The organism is Catenovulum sediminis (genome assembly GCF_007289895.1).
In the GTDB taxonomy this organism is placed as follows: domain Bacteria; phylum Pseudomonadota; class Gammaproteobacteria; order Enterobacterales; family Alteromonadaceae; genus Catenovulum; species Catenovulum sediminis.
Genome location: NZ_CP041660.1, coordinates 772502 through 789592 on the forward strand (window position 1 = coordinate 772502; position 17091 = coordinate 789592).

A 17091-nucleotide genomic window follows, 5' to 3' on the forward strand; every position below is an offset into this window, starting at 1 on the left:
TGAATAAAATCACTCTCCTTGCAACGTCACCATTATTTTTCGATTACCACCAAAATCTCGATGTTCACCAAGATAAATGCCTTGCCAAGTCCCAAGGGCAAAACGCCCGCTTCGAACCGGCAAAGTTAAACTAACGCCCAACAAACTTGATTTAATATGCGCAGGCATATCATCATCACCTTCGTATGTATGTCGGTAGTAGCTTTGCTTTTCAGGGACCATATAATTGATATGATCTTCAAAATCAGCGCGTACAGTTGGATCCGCGTTTTCGTTTAACGTCAAACTTGCCGATGTGTGCTGCAACAATAAATGGCACAAACCTGTTTCAATTTGATTCAGTTCATTAAGCTGTCGTTCTATTTCATCTGTAACCAAATGAAATCCACGTGACTTTGCTGTTAGAGATATATTTTTTTGAAACCACATAATCTAAGTTCTGCTTGTATTCGTTAAACTTTATCGAAACAAATTTCGATATGCGCAGAACCTGCTTCAGCCTCAAACGGCATTATCACGATTGGACCGTCCGACTTGTGAGCTATCGTGTGACCTTTACCTGAAACCACCATAGGCGTAGCCATATCAAAATCATAGCCTTTTTCAGCTAATAACTTTTTTGCGCCACCGGTGACCATATTGGTTATTTCCCCCACCATATCTGTCACTTCTTCATTAATACCATCTGGTTTCTCACCCAACATACGACTCATTATTTCAAGCGCCAATCCCTCTTCAAACGAAACGGAGAAAGAACCTTTAGTTTGCGGGCCTACCATGCCAATTAAACCGGACACATCGCCTCGCGCAACTTCGTCTTTTTTCAAGCGAGGTTTTAATGGCTTAAGCTCTAACATAGCCATAGTGCTAATGACATTTACTAGTGAAGACAGGAAGGGGTTGACGAATTCTACATTCATAACAAGTTCCTAACACGACCCTTTTGAGTTAAAAATATTTATCGAGCAAGTTTGCCTTGCCGAAAAGTGTTTGTAAACCAGAAAAAGTTTATTCACTTTATTTAAAAGTGTAGCAGGTTACACCAAAAACAACATATATGTTATACACTTAGTTATAAAGGTTCAGAATAAAACAGCCATGCAGCAAGCGAGTTTATTTGAAATAGAAGTAGAAAGCCCATGCATCGGTGTCTGCGAGTCAGGCCCGAGAGGCTATTGTCGTGGTTGTTTGCGCAGCCGCGAGGAAAGGTTTTATTGGCCCAAACTCACCGCAGCGCAAAAAATTCAAGTTATATCTCTTTGCGAAATGCGCAGAAAAAAGCTCAACAGCAAAAAAATGAAAGAAAAAGAACAATCTTTACTAAAACAAATACAAGCCGAACAACTGAGCTTATTCTAGCTAGGGCGTGTGAATCTTTGTATTATTTTTGAGAAATAGGCTATTTTAATCATTCTAAATAAACGAATTCTAATGCCGTTAAGGGTTAAAATAGCCATTGCCCTTCGGGCTGAGGCTCAAATTATAAACAAAGATAAACTCGCCCTAGACTATGTATTAATATGCTCGACTGAAAAGTGTATTTTTACGCCTCCGGCTTTTAACATCGCGGCGACTGAACAATATTTATCAACCGATAAAGAACAGGCGTGATTCAGCGCTTTTTCCGTTGCATTGGGTGAGCGAATAACAAAAGTTAAATGTATTGATTCAAAAACCGCAGGTATCTTGTCTACCCTGTACGCTTCGACGTGCACATCCAGCGCAGTCAATTCAATTCTTTTTTTATTTAATATGGTGACAACGTCAAAGGCTGAGCAACCCGCGAGTCCCATCAAAACCATTTCCATTGGCCTTGTGCCGGCATCCATCCCACCACCAGAAGGTGGCCCATCCATTTTAACTTTATGACCTGCGGCTGAGGTTGCTTCAAATTGTTTTTCACCGCACCATTTAATTTGTAATTTTTGGGTTGACATAATGACCTAATATTTACACTCTGAATATATTAATACTGACATACTAGCGCATATGAGAAAAGTAAAAGGTTTCACAAGTAAATTAGTTCACGCCGAAAGAAAGCAGCAACCAGAATATGGTGCGATTCATCAGCCGATACACCAGTCAGTTCTATTTGCATATTCAGACGCTCAAGATTTGGTGGATGTTTTTCAAGGTAAATCCAGCCAACATGCTTATGCTCGCCAATCCAGCCCCAGCATTTCTTGCTTGCAAAATACAATCACAGATTTAGAACAAGGACATGCATGTTTAGTATTTTCAAGCGGCATGGCCGCCTTGACCACATTAATGTTGACGATGTTAAAGCAAGGCGATCACCTATTAATGAGCCGCTTTGTATTTGGCAATACCAATAGTTTTGCGCAAACGTTAGAAAATTATGGGATAGAAGTGAGTTTTGTTGACGTGACAAATATTGAAGACGTTGCCCGCAACATAAAACCTAACAGCCGTATGCTATTTACTGAAACCATTGCCAATCCAGTCACTCAAGTAGCTGATTTAACGGGGTTAGGAAAATTAACTAAAGCACGAAACATCGTGTTTGTAGTCGACAATACAATGACGCCAGCCTACTTACTGCAACCACAAAATCACCAAGCCGATTTTATTGTGACCTCATTGACCAAGTATTTTGGCGGTCACGCCAACGCGTTAGGTGGTGCTGTTGTAGATATGGGTCGTTTTGATTGGCAAAAGTTCGAAAACATTAATGATGCCTATAAAAAAGGTGATGCCATTAATTGGGCTATCACGCAAATAAAAAAGAAAGGTTTACGTGATATGGGCGCTTGTTTAAGCTCTGATTCTATGCATTTATTATCTGTCGGCTCTGAGACAATGGCGCTGCGTTTAGACAGAAGCTGTGCAAATGCACTGCAACTGGCCAATTTTTTGGATTCGCACCCCAAAATAGAAAAAGTTTATTATCCGGGATTACCAAACCACCCGCAGCATACCTTGGCAAAACGGCTATTTAAACACAACGGCGCGATCTTAAGCTTTTCCCCGAAAGAAGGTATAGATCCACTTAGACTGATAAACAAACTAGAATTAATTCTCTGCTCGACACATTTAGGGGATAACAGAACACTGGCAATCCCGGTAGCACCGACGATATATCACGAGATGGGTGAAGCTAGAAGAAAATCAATGGGGATCAGTGAAAATATGATTCGCTTGTCTGTCGGCATTGAAGATTGCGAAGACCTAATAGCAGACCTAGAAGCCGCTTTGCTTTAAGTTAATAAAGCAAAATAGAGCAAATAGAGCGAAGAAACGGGCTTGCCAGCCCGTTTAAATATCTAAAACAGTAAATGTGCTATCGGATTTAATAACCGCGATATACCTTGTGTAAATTGAATAGGCGCATCCATCACAGTCAAACATAAACAACATTGACTCTGTTGAGTTTTTGGCGAGTGTTCAATGTTGTTATCTAACACAATGAAATCACCTGGCTTATATACGCCCTGCTCATCGCTTAAACTGCCTGCCAGCACAACTGTCATTTCAATACTTTTATGCTTGTGCATAGGCACTTGTACACCTGGCTCAATATAAATCAAACTGGCACGATATTCATCAAAATCACCTAATGCACTTGAGTGAATACCGGCCAAGTTACGCCAGTTTTGCCCTTCTTGCCGTTCCATCTTTCTTTGTACCGTGCGCGGCAACTTAAACTTCTTACCATCTATCTGCACAAATGACTCTCGCTTATCCGTTGTAAACGCATCCTTAGCTAATACAGCCGTTTCATCACTTGCGCTTAGGATAGAAGTCAACATATCGTCAAATGGAGATTGTATTTCGTCATCCAGCTTACAAAGGTCAAAGGCTAATTCGTCTTCAATTGCTGCAACGGTTTCGCTACAACATTGACAATATTCAACATGCGTCGCGACCGCCAAATTAATACCAGAGGAGAGTTCTCCCGCAGCAAAACCCCTTAACAATCTCTCTGATGGATGAAATTTAATCATGGTCTTGCTCCATCGCCTGTTGCATTTTACCAAGCCCTAGACGAATTCTGGATTTAACAGTTCCAAGCGGTATTTGCAATTCGTCAGCGACTTCTTGCTGAGATTTTTCTTCTAAATATACTTTTTCAATCACGATTTGTTGACACTCTGACATCACGGGATAAAACTGAACTAGCTCACCTTGCAGTAGCAGATTCTCTAATAAGGTAAACGCATGGTGTTCGTTGTTATTAGATCTTTCTTCTAAAATTGGCCATAAATCATCGGCAAAATTTTCTTCTTTTTTGTGGCTGGCTTTACGTAACATGTCATAACGCACATTTCTTGCTATGGTATATATCCATGTTGACGCGGCCCCTTTGCTGGAATCAAATAAGTGAGATTTTAACCATACATTCAACATGGTATCCTGCACCATTTCCATCGCCAATTGTTCTTGCTTCAATAATTTCAAACCAAAGGATTTTAGCCTTGGTGCAAAATGATTAAAAATTAAAGTATACGCCCTACGATCGCGGTGCATTGCAACCCTGTGCAAAAGTTCACTCCAATCGTTTGGCTTTTCCGGTTCGACCATCACGCTTTTAGCAAGCTCATGTTGAGAGATATTGTGTTTTGTATCTTGACTGACAACGCCCATCATATCCAACTCTTTTTTTGCTTTAAACGTTTTACGGCCGGTTTATACATAGGATCACATTAAATTAAATATTTTTTGGCGTGCGCTACCGATTGCAACTAAGCTTTATCGGTAATACACTTGTTGCAAATATGTATCAGGGAGCAAAACACGTGAAATTACACGATGATATCCACAACTATTACGAAAAACTTGTCGTCGATAAGCTAGACAGTATGAATATTACGGAGAATAATCAAGATTCTGATTACCTAGCCGATTTATGTTGTCTGATTCTAAATCAATTGCCTCCCAGATATATCCGTTATGAAGTCGATATGGCTTTTTATATGCCGCAAGCGGAAAGATTACAAATGGAACTCAATGTAGATAGCGCGATCCGCAGCTCAATGAAGTTTTTAGAAGAAAGAGATAAAAGGAAAGTATAAATGGCGCTCGAAGATGCACCAAGGCATGTTAAACTTGCGGTTGATTTGATCTTTCTTTTAGAAAGCAATGACATGCCAGCCGATGAAGTACTTAAAGCACTAAAAATTGTTGAGCAAGATTTCAAAGAAAAATTAGAAAGAGAAACAAGCGAAAACAACAACGCCTGACGGCCCAATTGTTTCGAGTGCATTTAACCGTGAAACATATTACATGAAAAATATCCCTAAGTTTTTAGCTTTAATGACATCTTGCACCCTAGCAACTCAAGTGTGGGCGCAGACGCATGCAGAAGATTTATTTTCACTTCCAATTGAAGAATTAATGCAACTTGAAGTTGCGAGCGCTACTTTAACAAATGAAACGTTAACCAGCGTACCGTCTAGTGTGGCAATCTTTAACCGTCAGGAAATTCAACAATTAGGTTTAACCAACCTAGATGAAATATTAAATTTTGTAACCGGGTTTCAAAGCGTTCAATCCGACAGGGATCCACGATTTAATAAAGTATCGTCGCGTGGCAGAGCATCGGGTTCAGGTGGGGGTGAGATCCTCATTCTGTTAAATGGCCAGCGCATCAATAGCGAGTACTCTGGCGCGAATGATTACACACTGCCACTTATACCACTCTCTATTGTTGAAAAAATAGAAGTCATTAAAGGTCCGGGATCTTCTATTTACGGTTCAAACGCCTTTTTAGGTGTGATTAATATTTTAACCATAAGCAAACACACCCCACAAGTCAGTCTTGCGGCTGGGAATATGGGCGGACGAGAATATAGTGCCTCTGCAGGTTATCAAGCAGGAGATTTTTCAGTACAGGCAATAGCTGCATATGGTCGTGACAAAGGTGACCTATACAAACAAGAGACGGATAGCTTTATCTCAACTGAGCAGCACGATTTATATGATGCTATTCAGCACAAAGAATTGATCTTCAACCTTAAATATGCAAAAACTGCCTTGCACATTACCAGTAGTGAACAGCAATCTGAAGATTATTATATCCAAGGCAATATTGGCAAAGGATTCAATTTCTCTAAAACTGAATCTGTTTTTGTCACGCTCAACCATTTAGTGGACTGGTCTGATACATTGCAAACGGATATCTGGTTAGATTATCGGGATAATAAAACAGATTTATCTATTCAAGGAACGAGTGAATTTGCATTTTTTGAAGTAACGACCCCACCCACAACAGCACCGCTGCTGGCTAAAACCCCAATTTATGAAACAGCTAAAGGGATCCGAGTAAACAATTTCTATCAACTCAATAGTGACTTACGCTTAAGTGTCGGTTTAGAGCATAGAAGCAGTAAACTAGAAAAAGATAGATCGTATACCAATATTGATTACCAAAGTTGTCTTAATTCAATTGAATGCGCCACGTACTTAGCAAGTGGTGGCGCAATCAAACCTCAACAACATCCGAACATTGCACATTTTGATGGTGAGTTTCGTGAAAATATCTTGTTTGTAAGTGCAACACAGCGAGATATAAATGGCGCATTTGCACAGGCGCAAATTCGTCTGGGTGACAAAACGGAAATGACATTAGGTGCACGCTACGACAAGTATAGTGATATTGGCAGTAATACCAGTCCAAGAATAAGTGTCGTGCATAATTTTGATATGCACCATACCTTTAAAATAAATTATGGTGAAGCGTATCGAGCCCCCCAGTTAAATGAGCTTGGTTTACAAAACAACCCATTGGTTCAGGGTAACCCCAACTTAAACGCTGAGATTGTAAAGTCGTTTGATTTAATCTGGCTCGGCAATTTTGAAAAATGGACAGCATCCGCAACCTACTTTAGCCATCAGATAAAAGACCCGATTTTAGCCGGTGTGCAAAATAACCAAGTGGTGCTGCTTAATCAGCAAGAAAACCAAAGAACCGAAGGCTTAGAAGCTGAGTTAACCTACATTCCGCAATCTAATATGTATTTTAAGCTAGGTGCAACGCATATTTTAGATAAAGCTGAAGATCAGTTTAAAGAATCAGATAACTTATTTTTTGCAATTGCCAATTATCAATATCAAAAATGGAACTTTAACCTGTCAACTAATTATCAGAGTGAAAAGCAAACCGTCGAATATAAAAGCCGGGAAGGCACATTGGTTGAACTGGATGACTATTGGGTGACTAATGCGAAAGTCTCTTATCAAATCAATGAGAATACCCGCGTATTTGCCGCTGCAAAAAATCTGTTCGATACTGAATACCGCACACCCGCGATTAGCAATTCTGCAGACCAAGGTGTGCCTAACCGCGGTTTACAGTGGTTTGTCGGAGCAGAAGTATCTTTTTAATTAAATAAGCCCAACACAAAACCAAAAAGCCAAGCGTTCGTTTAACGGCGCTTGTTTTTTTTAGTACTCGAAACCACTTTTTGGCCATTTGAGTTATTAGCGCTACCGCGCTTTTTCACACTGCTTCCTTTTCGTCCTTTTGCAGCCTTATTGTTATGCGGCTGATCGGAAGAGAATCGCGTAACCGCTTTAGTAAACTGACCTTTACTTTCAGAACGCTTTCGAACCGCTGTTTTTTTACTTTTATCAGCCGGCGGCACTAAATAATTTGGCCCATTACCGATCAGCTTTGTCAGGCCCATATTTTTTAATGCTTCACGAATGATTGGCCAGCCTTTTTCATCATGATAGCGCAACAAAGCTTTGTGCAACCTACGTTGTCTATCACCACGCGGAATGAATACTTTTTCACTTTTATGCGTCACTTTATGCATTGGGTTTGCTTCGGTGTGATACATAGTGGTCGCATTCGCCATAGGTGAAGGATAAAAATTTTGCACTTGATCTAGGCGAAATTTATTCTTTTTCAACCACAAGGCCAAATTCACCATATCCATATCGGTTGTACCCGGATGCGCCGAAATAAAGTAAGGGATTAAATACTGCTCTTTGCCTGCTTCTTTAGAATATTTATCAAACAGCTCTTTAAATTTATAATAAGTGCCCATACCAGGCTTCATCATTTTATCTAAAGGCCCTTCTTCTGTGTGCTCTGGTGCAATCTTTAGATAGCCTCCAACATGGTGTTGCGCTAATTCTTTGACATATCTGGGGTCTTGAACGGCTAAATCGTAACGCACGCCAGATGCAATCAGTATTTTTTTAATGCCTTTTACTTTTCTGGCGCGCTGGTACAAATTGATTGTTGGTGTGTGATCAGTATCCATGTGACCACAAATATCTGGCCATACACAAGACATTCGACGACAGGTCTGTTCCGCTTTAGGGTGTTTACAACGTAACTTGTACATATTGGCAGTCGGCCCGCCTAAATCAGATATAACACCTGTGAATCCCGGTACTTTATCGCGAATCTCTTCTATCTCTCGAATAATCGAATCTTCAGAACGGCTCTGAATAATTCGGCCTTCATGTTCGGTAATTGAGCAAAATGTACAACCGCCGAAACACCCACGCATAATATTAACCGAGGTTTTTATCATATCGTAAGCCGGGATTTTCGCCTTACCATAACTTGGGTGCGGAATACGCGCATAGGGTAAATCAAAAACAGCATCCATCTCACTGGTTTCTAACGGGAAAGCAGGCGGATTAACCCAAACAATTCGGTCACCATGGCGCTGCACCAGAGCACGTGCACAACCCGGATTGGTTTCTTGGTGTAAGATCCGTGAAGTGTGGGCATAATAGGTTTTTTGTGCTCGAACCACATCATAAGGCGGCAGATTAACGTATGTCATCTCCCAAGGTCGTCGAGTTTTGGCAGGCTGAACCATAATAGGCTGTGCCGCAACCTCGTTGTCCAGCGCTTCAACTTCTGCTTTTTTTGTATCGCAACTTGATTCCTGAATCATTTCATATGGATTGGGAATTGGCTCAATTTTCCCCAATTTATCTAAATCAGTTGAATCAACGCCATACCAACCGGGTAAAGGTTCTTTTCGCAAAACTGCTGTACCGCGAATATTTTGCATATCATCCAAAGTTTCACCAGCCGCCAAGCGATGCGCTACTTCTGCCAATGGTCGCTCTGCATTGCCATAAACTAAAATATCGGCTTTCGAATCAAACAATACCGAACGGCGCACTTTATCAGACCAATAATCATAATGTGCGATGCGCCGTAAACTCGCTTCAATCCCGCCAATAACAACGGGCACTTTAAAAGCTTCTTTACAACGCTGCGTATAAACAGTGACAGCACGATCTGGACGCTTACCACCGACATTACCCGCGGTGTAAGCGTCGTCATGGCGCAATTTACGATCAGAAGTATAACGATTGATCATCGAATCCATATTGCCAGCCGTTACACCAAAAAATAAGTTAGGCTGACCTAGCTTCATAAAATCTTCTTTACTGGTCCAGTCAGGCTGAGAAATAATACCTACTCTGAAACCCTGCGCTTCGAGCATTCGCCCGATTACCGCCATGCCAAAACTTGGATGATCGACATACGCATCGCCGGTTACAATAATAATGTCACAGCTATCCCAACCTAACTGAGCCATCTCTTTTTTGCTCATTGGCAAAAATGGAGCTGGGTTATACGCAGTACTCGGCTGATCTTGATAAGAAAATAAATCGCGCTCTGCGCGCATTCTTTGTAATTGCCGCTGTGCTTGCATCAAAGGTACCGGAAGTTTGTTCGAAATGGGCGCGGAGTTTAGCAAATTTAAGGGATGAATGAAATCGAATAAAAACCAAACAAACAACAAAAGATAGCAATATGTAGACTTTAAAATACAAATACCAAAGCCTTGCACCAGTGCACAAAAATGAAGCAGCAAAACGTTTGATAATTGCCTAGAATAAAAACTATGGGATTTTTTAATTAATTATCTGGTCTGTTTAGATACCCGCTAAAAAAGTGAGATAAATGTGAAGAAACTTATAACCCCGATATTATTATGTTGTCTGCCAATACTGGGGCATACTTGGGAAGAAGTCGCTGTTGAATCAGTAAGCAATTCGGAAAATACCCAGGTAATTACGGGTTATAAAATGAATAGCCTTTCCACCCAGCAAATTGAAAAACTCAAAAGCTTAAAAGCCAATGAAAGTGCAATTCTCGATTTACCAAATGAGCTTAATCAACGCATTCAATTTATCGTTAAATTCGACCCGATATTACCTAGCGCATTGCAACAAGCTTATCCAGATATTAGAACCTATCAGGGTTACCAAATAGACAAACCAGAAAACACAGGGCGTTTTGACTCTGGGCCAAATGGCTTTCATGCCATGTTTACCCATAATAACCAAACCTTTTATTTAGATCCGGCCGCGCAGGGTGTTTATAAGTTTTACCGCTACCAACATGGCGAACTAAAAGATTCAGTATTACACAAGGATACACCTGCAACCCCAATCGCAGCGCGAGGCGCATTAGCTGAAAACCCGGGCCTGACTACTTTTCGTTTAGCCGTTTCAACTACTGCTGAATACACCAGCTTTTTTGGTTCAAAAACCGCTGCGCTGAATGCAATTACCACCACAATCAACCGTGTTAACCAAATTTATCTGCGCGATCTGGCGATTAAATTGCAATTGGTGAATAACATGGATGCATTAATTTTCACCTCCAGCAGTACAGATCCATACAAAAACAACGACCCATCGGCAGATATTAAAACAGCACAAACAACAATAGACGAAACCATAGGCAGTGATAATTACGATGTTGGCCACGTTTTTGGCACCGATGGGGGCGGTTTAGCACAAGTTGGCGCTGTCTGCAGAACAGGGTTTAAAGCTCAAGGGCTAACCGGAACCCGCCGTCCAACGGGCGAAGCTTTTAATGTAGATTTTGTCGCACATGAAATTGGCCATCAGTTTGGCGCGAATCACACTTTTAACGGTACTGCCGGTTTTTGTGGTGGCGAAGATGCCAGACAATCCCAGTCAGCCTATGAACTCGGCGGCGGTGTAACCATAATGGGTTATGCGGGTATATGCAGTGATAACGGGCAAAATGAAAACATTCAAAATAGCTCCATTGCCGCATTTCATGTCAAAACAATTGAAGAAATTCATCAATACATTCGATTTGGTGCGGGCAGATTTTGCGGTACTTATACCAATGACGGTAATCAACCACCTGAAATACAAACGAATCTAACGACAATGACTATCCCAGCAGAAACGCCATTTATACTCAGTGCAACCGCAAATGATTCAGACTCACTTAACTTACTGTATAGCTGGGAACAATATGATTTAGGTGACGAAACAACAGACAGGTCTGATTGGGCAAATGCAATAAATGGCCCTGCTTTTAGAAATTATTTACCAACGGCAGGTTCGACTCGATATGTACCAAATTTAGACGACCTGGTATTTGAACGTTCAACCAATGCTGAAATACTGCCCAAAAGCAGCCGCGACTTAAACTTTAAACTTGTGGTGCGAGATGGTGATGGCGCTGTAGTCACCGAGCAATTAACCCTAAATGTAGACGGTACAACCGGCCCGTTTAAGGTATTAAGCCCAAGCGCAGAGCAAAGCTTTAATGGACGTCAAACTATAAATGTCACTTGGGACGTTGCTGGTACAGATTCATTATGTCGTCATGTTGATATCCTGATGACAGATGATTTTGGAGCTTCTTTTAATCACACTTTAGCCAATAGCGTAAACAACTCTGGCAGCGCCACGGTTGAGCTGCCAAATATTTCTGCATTGCAAAGCAAAGTTATGGTGATGTGTAGTGAACAAACTTTCTTTAACTTAAGCGAAGGCTTTTTCTCGATACAAGCAGATGAATCGCCTCTAATTACAGGGCAAAAAGCCACCGGCATAGAGCAAGGTGAGAGTTTTGAAATTACACCCGCCAGCTTAATCATTGATGACATTAACGATACCAGTTTTACACTGAGCGCAGACACGGGTAGTAACTACAGCCTAGTTAATAACACTGTTACACCAAATGCTGATTTTTCCGGCCAATTACAAGTTCCAGTACAAGTCAGCGACGGGGCTAATCAAAGCAACGAGTTTAACTTTACAATAACCGTTGCAGAGGTGAGCGAACCGGAACCAGAGCCAACGCCGAGTCCGACACCTAGCCCAACACCGACACCAACGCCTTCACCTGAACCAGAAGACGACACGCCAAATGTTACAATAAAAGCGGGTAGCTCTGGTTCAAGCAATGGTATTTTAGTATTAATACTCGGAATCGCTGCATTAATTAGACGTAGCCGCTTGAAATTAAAATAATAATCACTATATCTATTAAAGACAGGTTGAAGTTTATAGGCAAAACCCGTAAACTCGCCCGTCCTGAGTTTGAGAGTTTCCCTGATCAGGGGCCGATTAGGATTCGACGGATTTCTAAAACTCTAAGGTGCATGTCGTGGGGCGGTTGGCCACGTAAAAAGCCGCAAAAAAATAGTCGCAAACGACGAAACTTACGCTCTAGCAGCTTAATAACCTGCTTGTAGCACTTCTGCCCTAGCTTCCGCTTGTAAGACGGGGAATAACAGAAGTTCAAACCCAAACAAGATAGTGTGGATGCTCCCGCCTGAGAGCTGAAGCATGAAGTCTAATTCAGGATAGCCTAGCAGTGGCGTGTTTGTTCGCAGCTATTAGGTGAAATTAAAGACAAACTAAGCATGTAGTACCGAAGACGGAAGTTATTCGGACGGGGGTTCAAATCCCCCGGCTCCACCACCCCTCATTCCATATTGTTCGATAACGCACTAAAAACCCTTTAAAATCAATAAAATACAACATCTCTTGTTCTTAGTTGTTCCTATTTGTTTGGTAACATCCGCAATTTGTAGTAACATTTTTAGTAACACTGGGCGATGTTACTAAAAACCGGTGTTACTACGATTGATAGAATGGATGTTACTATGCCTAGAGTTGCCCGACCCTTAAACAATACTCAAATTAACAATGCTAAACCAAAAGACAAAGAATATAACTTGTCTGACGGCGATAGCTTGTTCAAACTCACCTCTGCGCCGATAAATATCTGTGGCCATGAGTTGGAGCTATGACAATTGGGGCAAGCTATATTGTATGGTTCAGAGAATCGCATCTTGATTTCACTAAAACCCCATATCAAACTTATTTTTTGATTCGTTATCACGCAGAAGAGCAGAAGCAATCGCATTTACCTCTGCTTGCACATAAGCCCAATATTCAGGATTATCTAACGTTCTTTCTTTGATTTGGAGAGGTATAAAGCGGCTCATTTCCATATTAAAATCATCTTTTACTTCAGTGTTTTGCATCAATTTAGCTAATTGAGTGCTTAATGCTTGACGAAAATCATCAAATGGTTTTTCTCTGGCGGTTAGTTTTTTTTCAACTAGCTCTTTTGACAAACTTATCCCGCGCTGTTTAATCCAAACAATATCCCAAATATCTCTAGGTTTAATTCGTCTCGAACGATAGGCTAATGCGATTAATTTATCTGCTAGAGTCTCTTGTAGCGATTGCACTGGAACAAGTATACCTTCTGTTGGCACCACAATATTATAGTGATTAAGCAATGGCCGTTTTTCAATATCAAAAGAAGGGATGGCACAAACATCTACATGCATTTTTTGCCTAGGGGCTGTTGATCTTTCGTGATTAGTTTTTGAGCGGCATGATAAAGGGTTATAATTTGCTTCGCCAAAAGTAAAAGAACAACTCAATACCATGCCAAGACTAATGCTAACTGATAAGTGGTGGCAAAAGCTACTTCAAATAATGAAGAGTACAGGCCGCATTTATAACAAACCAGAACACAGAATGACGTTTGAAGGGATACTTTATAAGTTAAGAACCGGTATCCCGTGGCGAGATTTACCAACTGAATTCGGTAGCTGGAATACCATTTATAGGCGCTTCAATTTGTGGTCAAAGAAAGGGTTATTGAATATATTATTCAAAGAGTTAGCCAAACTGGCTGATTACGAGTGGGTCTTTGCAGACGGCTCAATTATCAAAGCTCATCAGCATAGTACAGGCGCAGCAACCGAAGAAAGTGAATGTATAGGAAAGAGCCGAGGTGGTAATTCTACAAAAATTCATCTAGCCGTAGATAGTGGCGGGCTACCCATTTATTTTGAGCTATCAGAAGGCCAAAGAAACGACATAGCTCGGGCACAAAGTTTGGTTGACCATTTAAGAGAAATCAACATTTTCGTAGGCGACAAAGGATACGATAGTGATGCGCTTAGAAAGTATATTGAAGCTAAAGGGGGATCTCAGTGATACCCAAACGTAATTATGGGCAAGATATTGATAAAAATAGCGTTGATTGGTGTCTCTATAAATATCGACATTTAGTTGAAAATGCGTTTGCTCAAATAAAACATTATCGTTCAATATCAACTAGATATGAAAAGTTGGCGAGGAATTATGCCAGTATGGTATCACTGGCATTTTCGATGATGTGGTTACCAATGCATTGCTGATTGAAAAATATACAGCAAAGATCAACAGCCCCTAGGTAAATCAGGCCGGTTAGCTTCTTTTTCAATACTTATTTTCCACGACGCAGTGTTACCTTGATTATCTTCAGTTGGTTTGTTAACCCAAACATCCGTCTCATATTTTTTTTGAATGTATTTTTGGATTTCAAACTCTAAACCATCAAAATCAGACGGTTTAAAATCATATCCACCATTAAAATCAAGGTCTTCGGATAGTCTGGCACTGTTGTAACACATTCTTAATGAAGTACCGCCAATAAAGCTCAAGGTCTGCATTGCACCTTGTTTAATAAGTACATCCATAATGTCGTGATGCAGTATTTCTTTTTCTATTACTGGAGTAATCGTGGCATGTTCTGGATTATCTTGGATTATTTGGCGTATTTGTTGTTTTAACATCTTACTTTCCTTGTATTAAAGGTTCAGCATATGCAAGTTGCGGTTACAATGTTTAAGATCTGCTATCGCTTGTTTTGTTGTTGCTCGATACATTTTAATTTCGGGATCAAAATATAAATTAGGGGCAATTTGCTCAATAGTTTTTTTACTATGAGTAAATTCAATCAAGCCATATGGGGTTGCAAAAATACCACTTCGTCCCTTGGTGACAACAGTCAACCTATCCATCACCACTTGTGAAATATCACCGGTATGACTTAACTGACTTTCCAAACTAATATAATTAAGAACATTGCTACGTAATTTAGTGATTATTTTATAAATAGCGCTCTCAGGCTCTGGTGGTGTAAGTGTGCTTTCATATAGCCCTTTCGCAACTCTTCTAAATTTTCCTTTTTTGACGCCATCAGCTAACAATTTTAAAAATGCTGAATTGCAAGGCTCCCCGAGCATAAATGCCAACTCTGACGCAGTATGAATACCACCACCAGTTTTAACTGACCGAGCAAAAATGGAGAGAAGTTTGTCAGTTTTTGTCATGTCAGGTCCACACTAAACAACCAATAAGGTAATGTATTGTAGACCTACCCATGAATAATAGCAAAGTAAGTATACAAAAAATTACCTAATAAGTGTTATTTTGTAGACTTGGTTAGAGCCGTGGTGACGACCAATAGAGACAAGAGATGGAAGAAGCTAGTTTTAATGAAAACATATACCAACAAAGTTAAGCGTCATTCAACGGCAACAAGTTGTTTGATGTACCCTTAAGTGGCATGTATTTAGATTTCATTCAAGCCAGATAAATACATGAGTATGCAGCCGAGAAGTAAACATCAACAATAATATATGCACAAATAAACCCAGAAACGTGTGCATTAAAGTTATACGTGCACAAGGTAACTAGGAGTAATATTCAATATATTCTTTTAATTTGGCTTGTAGCGTTAACAAACCGCTTGTATCCATACTTCTTTCAAAGCGCTTAGTTTCAGTTTGGACTGAGAGTAGTAATGAACGAAACGGCTTTAATACTTTAGACCTCCGTTTCGCAAAGTAACGCGTGTTCTTCGACATCAACATAAGTGCTCCATCTGAGAATTTTAGTTTATTAGCTTCGTCTTGAAACTTTTGATTTAATCGCTCTAGGATTTGATTATATTCTTTTTGGATACGCTGATCGCCATACATAGTAAAACCTTTATGACTACGGCCAGAGGTAACATACTTTGCAGAACCTGAACTATTTGCAACATAGTTAGCACTATCTTGTAAACTAACATTCCTTTCAGAGATTACTTCATTAATAGTTTCAATGCGCTCCAAATTTCTATGCGTCGCTTTTTTCTCAGCGTCTATTACTTGCTCTTCACTTTCAATCGGAAATATTTGGTTTGCTTGCTCGGCCTTATCAATAGCGTTGCATTCAGAAATTGCCGTTACTGTTGCGGATTCAACGACAACAATTCCCTGCCCGTCTGGCGTACTATTGTAACCGTATCGATAGGTTTGATATTTTTCGATATATAAAGCTTCTAACTCATCTAAACTCTCTACTTCGCAGCTTTCGACTAGATGATATGTAAAAAAACGTTCCCCCTTTTCATTCCAGTCATTTTGCATTTGAGTATTATGATGCTTATTGCTTTTTAGCTCGTAAAAATGCTTTCTAACTCGCCCTCCAACATCAACGGATTGACCTATATAGGTTGCAAACTCCTTTGAATAAATACAATAGATTCCGCATATCCCGCGGTTATCTTTGACAAATTTATCTAGCGACTTAGTTGCAAATGCTTTATTGGTGATAGGGTGTTTTGCTTTATTATTGTCAGATTTTAAAACTGGAGTTAAGGTTTTGGTTTGCCTAATAGGAGTTCTAGCTAAAAGGGACGATTTTTGTGTTTTTGGTATCTCAATGGGGTTTATGGAGAGTTTAACTTCAACCTTTAGGTAAGGAAAAACACCTTCAACTTTATGAATAACACCATAAACAGCTTCACCTGCTGCCTCTTGAAATGTGACCCAATCAATAGCTTCATCCGGTAAAAAGCCAATTAAAACCCGTCCAGAATTCGTTTTGATGTTTTTTGACAAACCATTGGTTTGATTTTCTACGATATAAACTCGAGTGCCTTTTTTGTACTTGGCTTTCAGGGTTTCAGTTTGGATTAGTTCTTTACTATAGCACCAGTCTATTCCTTCAATAGCAGCTTTAATTTCAATATCCATG

The 17091-nt window shown here is 40.2% G+C and carries 17 protein-coding genes, 1 other RNA gene and 1 pseudogene; 9 read left to right on the forward strand and 10 right to left on the reverse strand.

Annotation, left to right across the window (positions count from 1 at the left end):
• Positions 1-9: 9 nt before the first annotated feature.
• Complete coding sequence (locus FNT16_RS03115; RefSeq protein ID WP_425456697.1) at positions 10-432, reverse strand: secondary thiamine-phosphate synthase enzyme YjbQ; 423 nt, start codon at positions 430-432, stop codon at positions 10-12.
• A 20-nt stretch (positions 433-452) separates the two neighbouring features.
• Positions 453-920 (reverse strand): chemotaxis protein CheX, encoded by a 468-nt coding sequence (locus FNT16_RS03120; protein ID WP_143870177.1) that lies wholly within the window; start codon positions 918-920, stop codon positions 453-455.
• A 178-nt stretch (positions 921-1098) separates the two neighbouring features.
• On the opposite strand from FNT16_RS03120, the gene FNT16_RS03125 reads away from it, so the two are divergent.
• The gene (locus tag FNT16_RS03125; RefSeq protein WP_143870178.1) at positions 1099-1359 is read left to right on the forward strand and encodes a DUF1289 domain-containing protein; all 261 of its coding nucleotides are present in this window, start codon (positions 1099-1101) and stop codon (positions 1357-1359) included.
• Between the two features lie 149 nt (positions 1360-1508).
• On the opposite strand, the gene FNT16_RS03130 is transcribed toward FNT16_RS03125, so the two are convergent.
• Entirely contained in the window at positions 1509-1937 is a 429-nt protein-coding gene (locus FNT16_RS03130) for an OsmC family protein (RefSeq protein ID WP_143870179.1), read from the reverse strand.
• Between the two features lie 52 nt (positions 1938-1989).
• Here FNT16_RS03130 and FNT16_RS03135 point away from each other — a divergent pair, with 52 nt between their 5' ends.
• Positions 1990-3222, forward strand: coding sequence for a cystathionine gamma-synthase family protein (locus FNT16_RS03135; RefSeq protein WP_143870180.1), 1233 nt, complete (start codon positions 1990-1992; stop codon positions 3220-3222).
• A gap of 62 nt (positions 3223-3284) precedes the next feature.
• On the opposite strand, the gene FNT16_RS03140 is transcribed toward FNT16_RS03135, so the two are convergent.
• Together FNT16_RS03140 and FNT16_RS03145 are read right to left on the reverse strand one after the other, a co-directional pair.
• Positions 3285-3965 carry a ChrR family anti-sigma-E factor gene (locus FNT16_RS03140; RefSeq protein WP_143870181.1) on the reverse strand — a complete coding sequence of 227 codons (681 nt, stop codon included), beginning with the start codon at positions 3963-3965 and terminating at the stop codon, positions 3285-3287.
• Positions 3958-4542, reverse strand: coding sequence for a sigma-70 family RNA polymerase sigma factor (locus FNT16_RS03145; protein ID WP_143872852.1), 585 nt, complete (start codon positions 4540-4542; stop codon positions 3958-3960). Before FNT16_RS03145 ends, FNT16_RS03140 begins: the two co-directional genes overlap by 8 nt.
• 215 nt (positions 4543-4757) lie before the next feature.
• Here FNT16_RS03145 and FNT16_RS03150 point away from each other — a divergent pair, with 215 nt between their 5' ends.
• Genes FNT16_RS03150 through FNT16_RS03160 form a run of 3 tightly spaced genes read left to right on the forward strand, consistent with a single transcriptional unit; the run spans position 4758 to position 7344 of the window.
• Complete coding sequence (locus FNT16_RS03150; protein ID WP_143870182.1) at positions 4758-5033, forward strand: late competence development ComFB family protein; 276 nt, start codon at positions 4758-4760, stop codon at positions 5031-5033.
• Positions 5034-5201, forward strand: a complete 168-nt coding sequence (locus FNT16_RS03155) for a DUF2496 domain-containing protein (RefSeq protein ID WP_143870183.1) — start codon at positions 5034-5036, stop codon at positions 5199-5201. It begins immediately after the preceding gene.
• A gap of 43 nt (positions 5202-5244) precedes the next feature.
• Positions 5245-7344, forward strand: coding sequence for a TonB-dependent receptor plug domain-containing protein (locus tag FNT16_RS03160; protein WP_143870184.1), 2100 nt, complete (start codon positions 5245-5247; stop codon positions 7342-7344).
• A gap of 41 nt (positions 7345-7385) precedes the next feature.
• Here FNT16_RS03160 and FNT16_RS03165 read toward each other — a convergent pair whose 3' ends face one another.
• Positions 7386-9653 (reverse strand): YgiQ family radical SAM protein, encoded by a 2268-nt coding sequence (locus FNT16_RS03165; RefSeq protein ID WP_143870185.1) that lies wholly within the window; start codon positions 9651-9653, stop codon positions 7386-7388.
• Between the two features lie 253 nt (positions 9654-9906).
• Between FNT16_RS03165 and FNT16_RS03170 the strand changes: the two genes are divergently transcribed.
• The 3 genes and pseudogenes from FNT16_RS03170 to FNT16_RS21200 all read left to right on the forward strand — a co-directional run.
• Positions 9907-12246 carry a reprolysin-like metallopeptidase gene (locus tag FNT16_RS03170; protein WP_143870186.1) on the forward strand — a complete coding sequence of 780 codons (2340 nt, stop codon included), beginning with the start codon at positions 9907-9909 and terminating at the stop codon, positions 12244-12246.
• A gap of 88 nt (positions 12247-12334) precedes the next feature.
• Positions 12335-12699: a transfer-messenger RNA gene (gene ssrA, locus FNT16_RS03175) on the forward strand.
• Between the two features lie 185 nt (positions 12700-12884).
• Positions 12885-12977: pseudogene (locus FNT16_RS21200) on the forward strand (integrase arm-type DNA-binding domain-containing protein); the annotation flags it as partial.
• Between the two features lie 105 nt (positions 12978-13082).
• Here FNT16_RS21200 and FNT16_RS03185 read toward each other — a convergent pair.
• Positions 13083-13580: a nucleotidyl transferase AbiEii/AbiGii toxin family protein gene (locus FNT16_RS03185; protein ID WP_246072331.1), complete on the reverse strand. Its 498-nt coding sequence runs from the start codon at positions 13578-13580 to the stop codon at positions 13083-13085.
• A 100-nt stretch (positions 13581-13680) separates the two neighbouring features.
• On the opposite strand from FNT16_RS03185, the gene FNT16_RS03190 reads away from it, so the two are divergent.
• Positions 13681-14441 (forward strand): IS5 family transposase gene (locus tag FNT16_RS03190; protein ID WP_143870188.1). Its coding sequence is split into 2 segments (ribosomal slippage): positions 13681-14230 and positions 14230-14441, totalling 762 coding nucleotides; the frame shifts between segments, so codons are not numbered across the junction.
• A gap of 21 nt (positions 14442-14462) precedes the next feature.
• Here FNT16_RS03190 and FNT16_RS03195 read toward each other — a convergent pair.
• The 3 genes from FNT16_RS03195 to FNT16_RS03205 all read right to left on the reverse strand — a co-directional run bounded on the left by FNT16_RS03195 (position 14463) and on the right by FNT16_RS03205 (position 17090).
• Complete coding sequence (locus tag FNT16_RS03195; RefSeq protein ID WP_246072333.1) at positions 14463-14858, reverse strand: nucleotidyl transferase AbiEii/AbiGii toxin family protein; 396 nt, start codon at positions 14856-14858, stop codon at positions 14463-14465.
• Positions 14859-14873: 15 nt separating this feature from the next.
• Positions 14874-15398: a type IV toxin-antitoxin system AbiEi family antitoxin gene (gene abiEi, locus FNT16_RS03200; RefSeq protein ID WP_143870189.1), complete on the reverse strand. Its 525-nt coding sequence runs from the start codon at positions 15396-15398 to the stop codon at positions 14874-14876.
• Positions 15399-15761: 363 nt separating this feature from the next.
• Complete coding sequence (locus FNT16_RS03205; RefSeq protein WP_143870190.1) at positions 15762-17090, reverse strand: GIY-YIG nuclease family protein; 1329 nt, start codon at positions 17088-17090, stop codon at positions 15762-15764.
• Position 17091 lies beyond the last annotated feature (1 nt).

Excerpts from the sequence above, each read along its gene's own strand:
- FNT16_RS03120 (WP_143870177.1), bottom strand. The coding sequence starts at position 920 with ATGAATGTAGAATTCGTCAACCCCTTCCTGTCTTCACTAGTAAATGTC.
- FNT16_RS03125 (WP_143870178.1), top strand. The coding sequence starts at position 1,099 with ATGCAGCAAGCGAGTTTATTTGAAATAGAAGTAGAAAGCCCATGCATC.
- FNT16_RS03130 (WP_143870179.1), bottom strand. The coding sequence starts at position 1,937 with ATGTCAACCCAAAAATTACAAATTAAATGGTGCGGTGAAAAACAATTT.
- FNT16_RS03135 (WP_143870180.1), top strand. The coding sequence starts at position 1,990 with ATGAGAAAAGTAAAAGGTTTCACAAGTAAATTAGTTCACGCCGAAAGA.
- FNT16_RS03140 (WP_143870181.1), bottom strand. The coding sequence starts at position 3,965 with ATGATTAAATTTCATCCATCAGAGAGATTGTTAAGGGGTTTTGCTGCG.
- FNT16_RS03145 (WP_143872852.1), bottom strand. The coding sequence starts at position 4,542 with ATGGTCGAACCGGAAAAGCCAAACGATTGGAGTGAACTTTTGCACAGG.
- FNT16_RS03155 (WP_143870183.1), top strand. The coding sequence starts at position 5,034 with ATGGCGCTCGAAGATGCACCAAGGCATGTTAAACTTGCGGTTGATTTG.
- FNT16_RS03160 (WP_143870184.1), top strand. The coding sequence starts at position 5,245 with ATGAAAAATATCCCTAAGTTTTTAGCTTTAATGACATCTTGCACCCTA.
- FNT16_RS03165 (WP_143870185.1), bottom strand. The coding sequence starts at position 9,653 with ATGCAAGCACAGCGGCAATTACAAAGAATGCGCGCAGAGCGCGATTTA.
- FNT16_RS03185 (WP_246072331.1), bottom strand. The coding sequence starts at position 13,580 with ATGCATGTAGATGTTTGTGCCATCCCTTCTTTTGATATTGAAAAACGG.
- FNT16_RS03195 (WP_246072333.1), bottom strand. The coding sequence starts at position 14,858 with ATGTTAAAACAACAAATACGCCAAATAATCCAAGATAATCCAGAACAT.
- abiEi (WP_143870189.1), bottom strand. The coding sequence starts at position 15,398 with ATGACAAAAACTGACAAACTTCTCTCCATTTTTGCTCGGTCAGTTAAA.
- FNT16_RS03205 (WP_143870190.1), bottom strand. The coding sequence starts at position 17,090 with ATGGATATTGAAATTAAAGCTGCTATTGAAGGAATAGACTGGTGCTAT.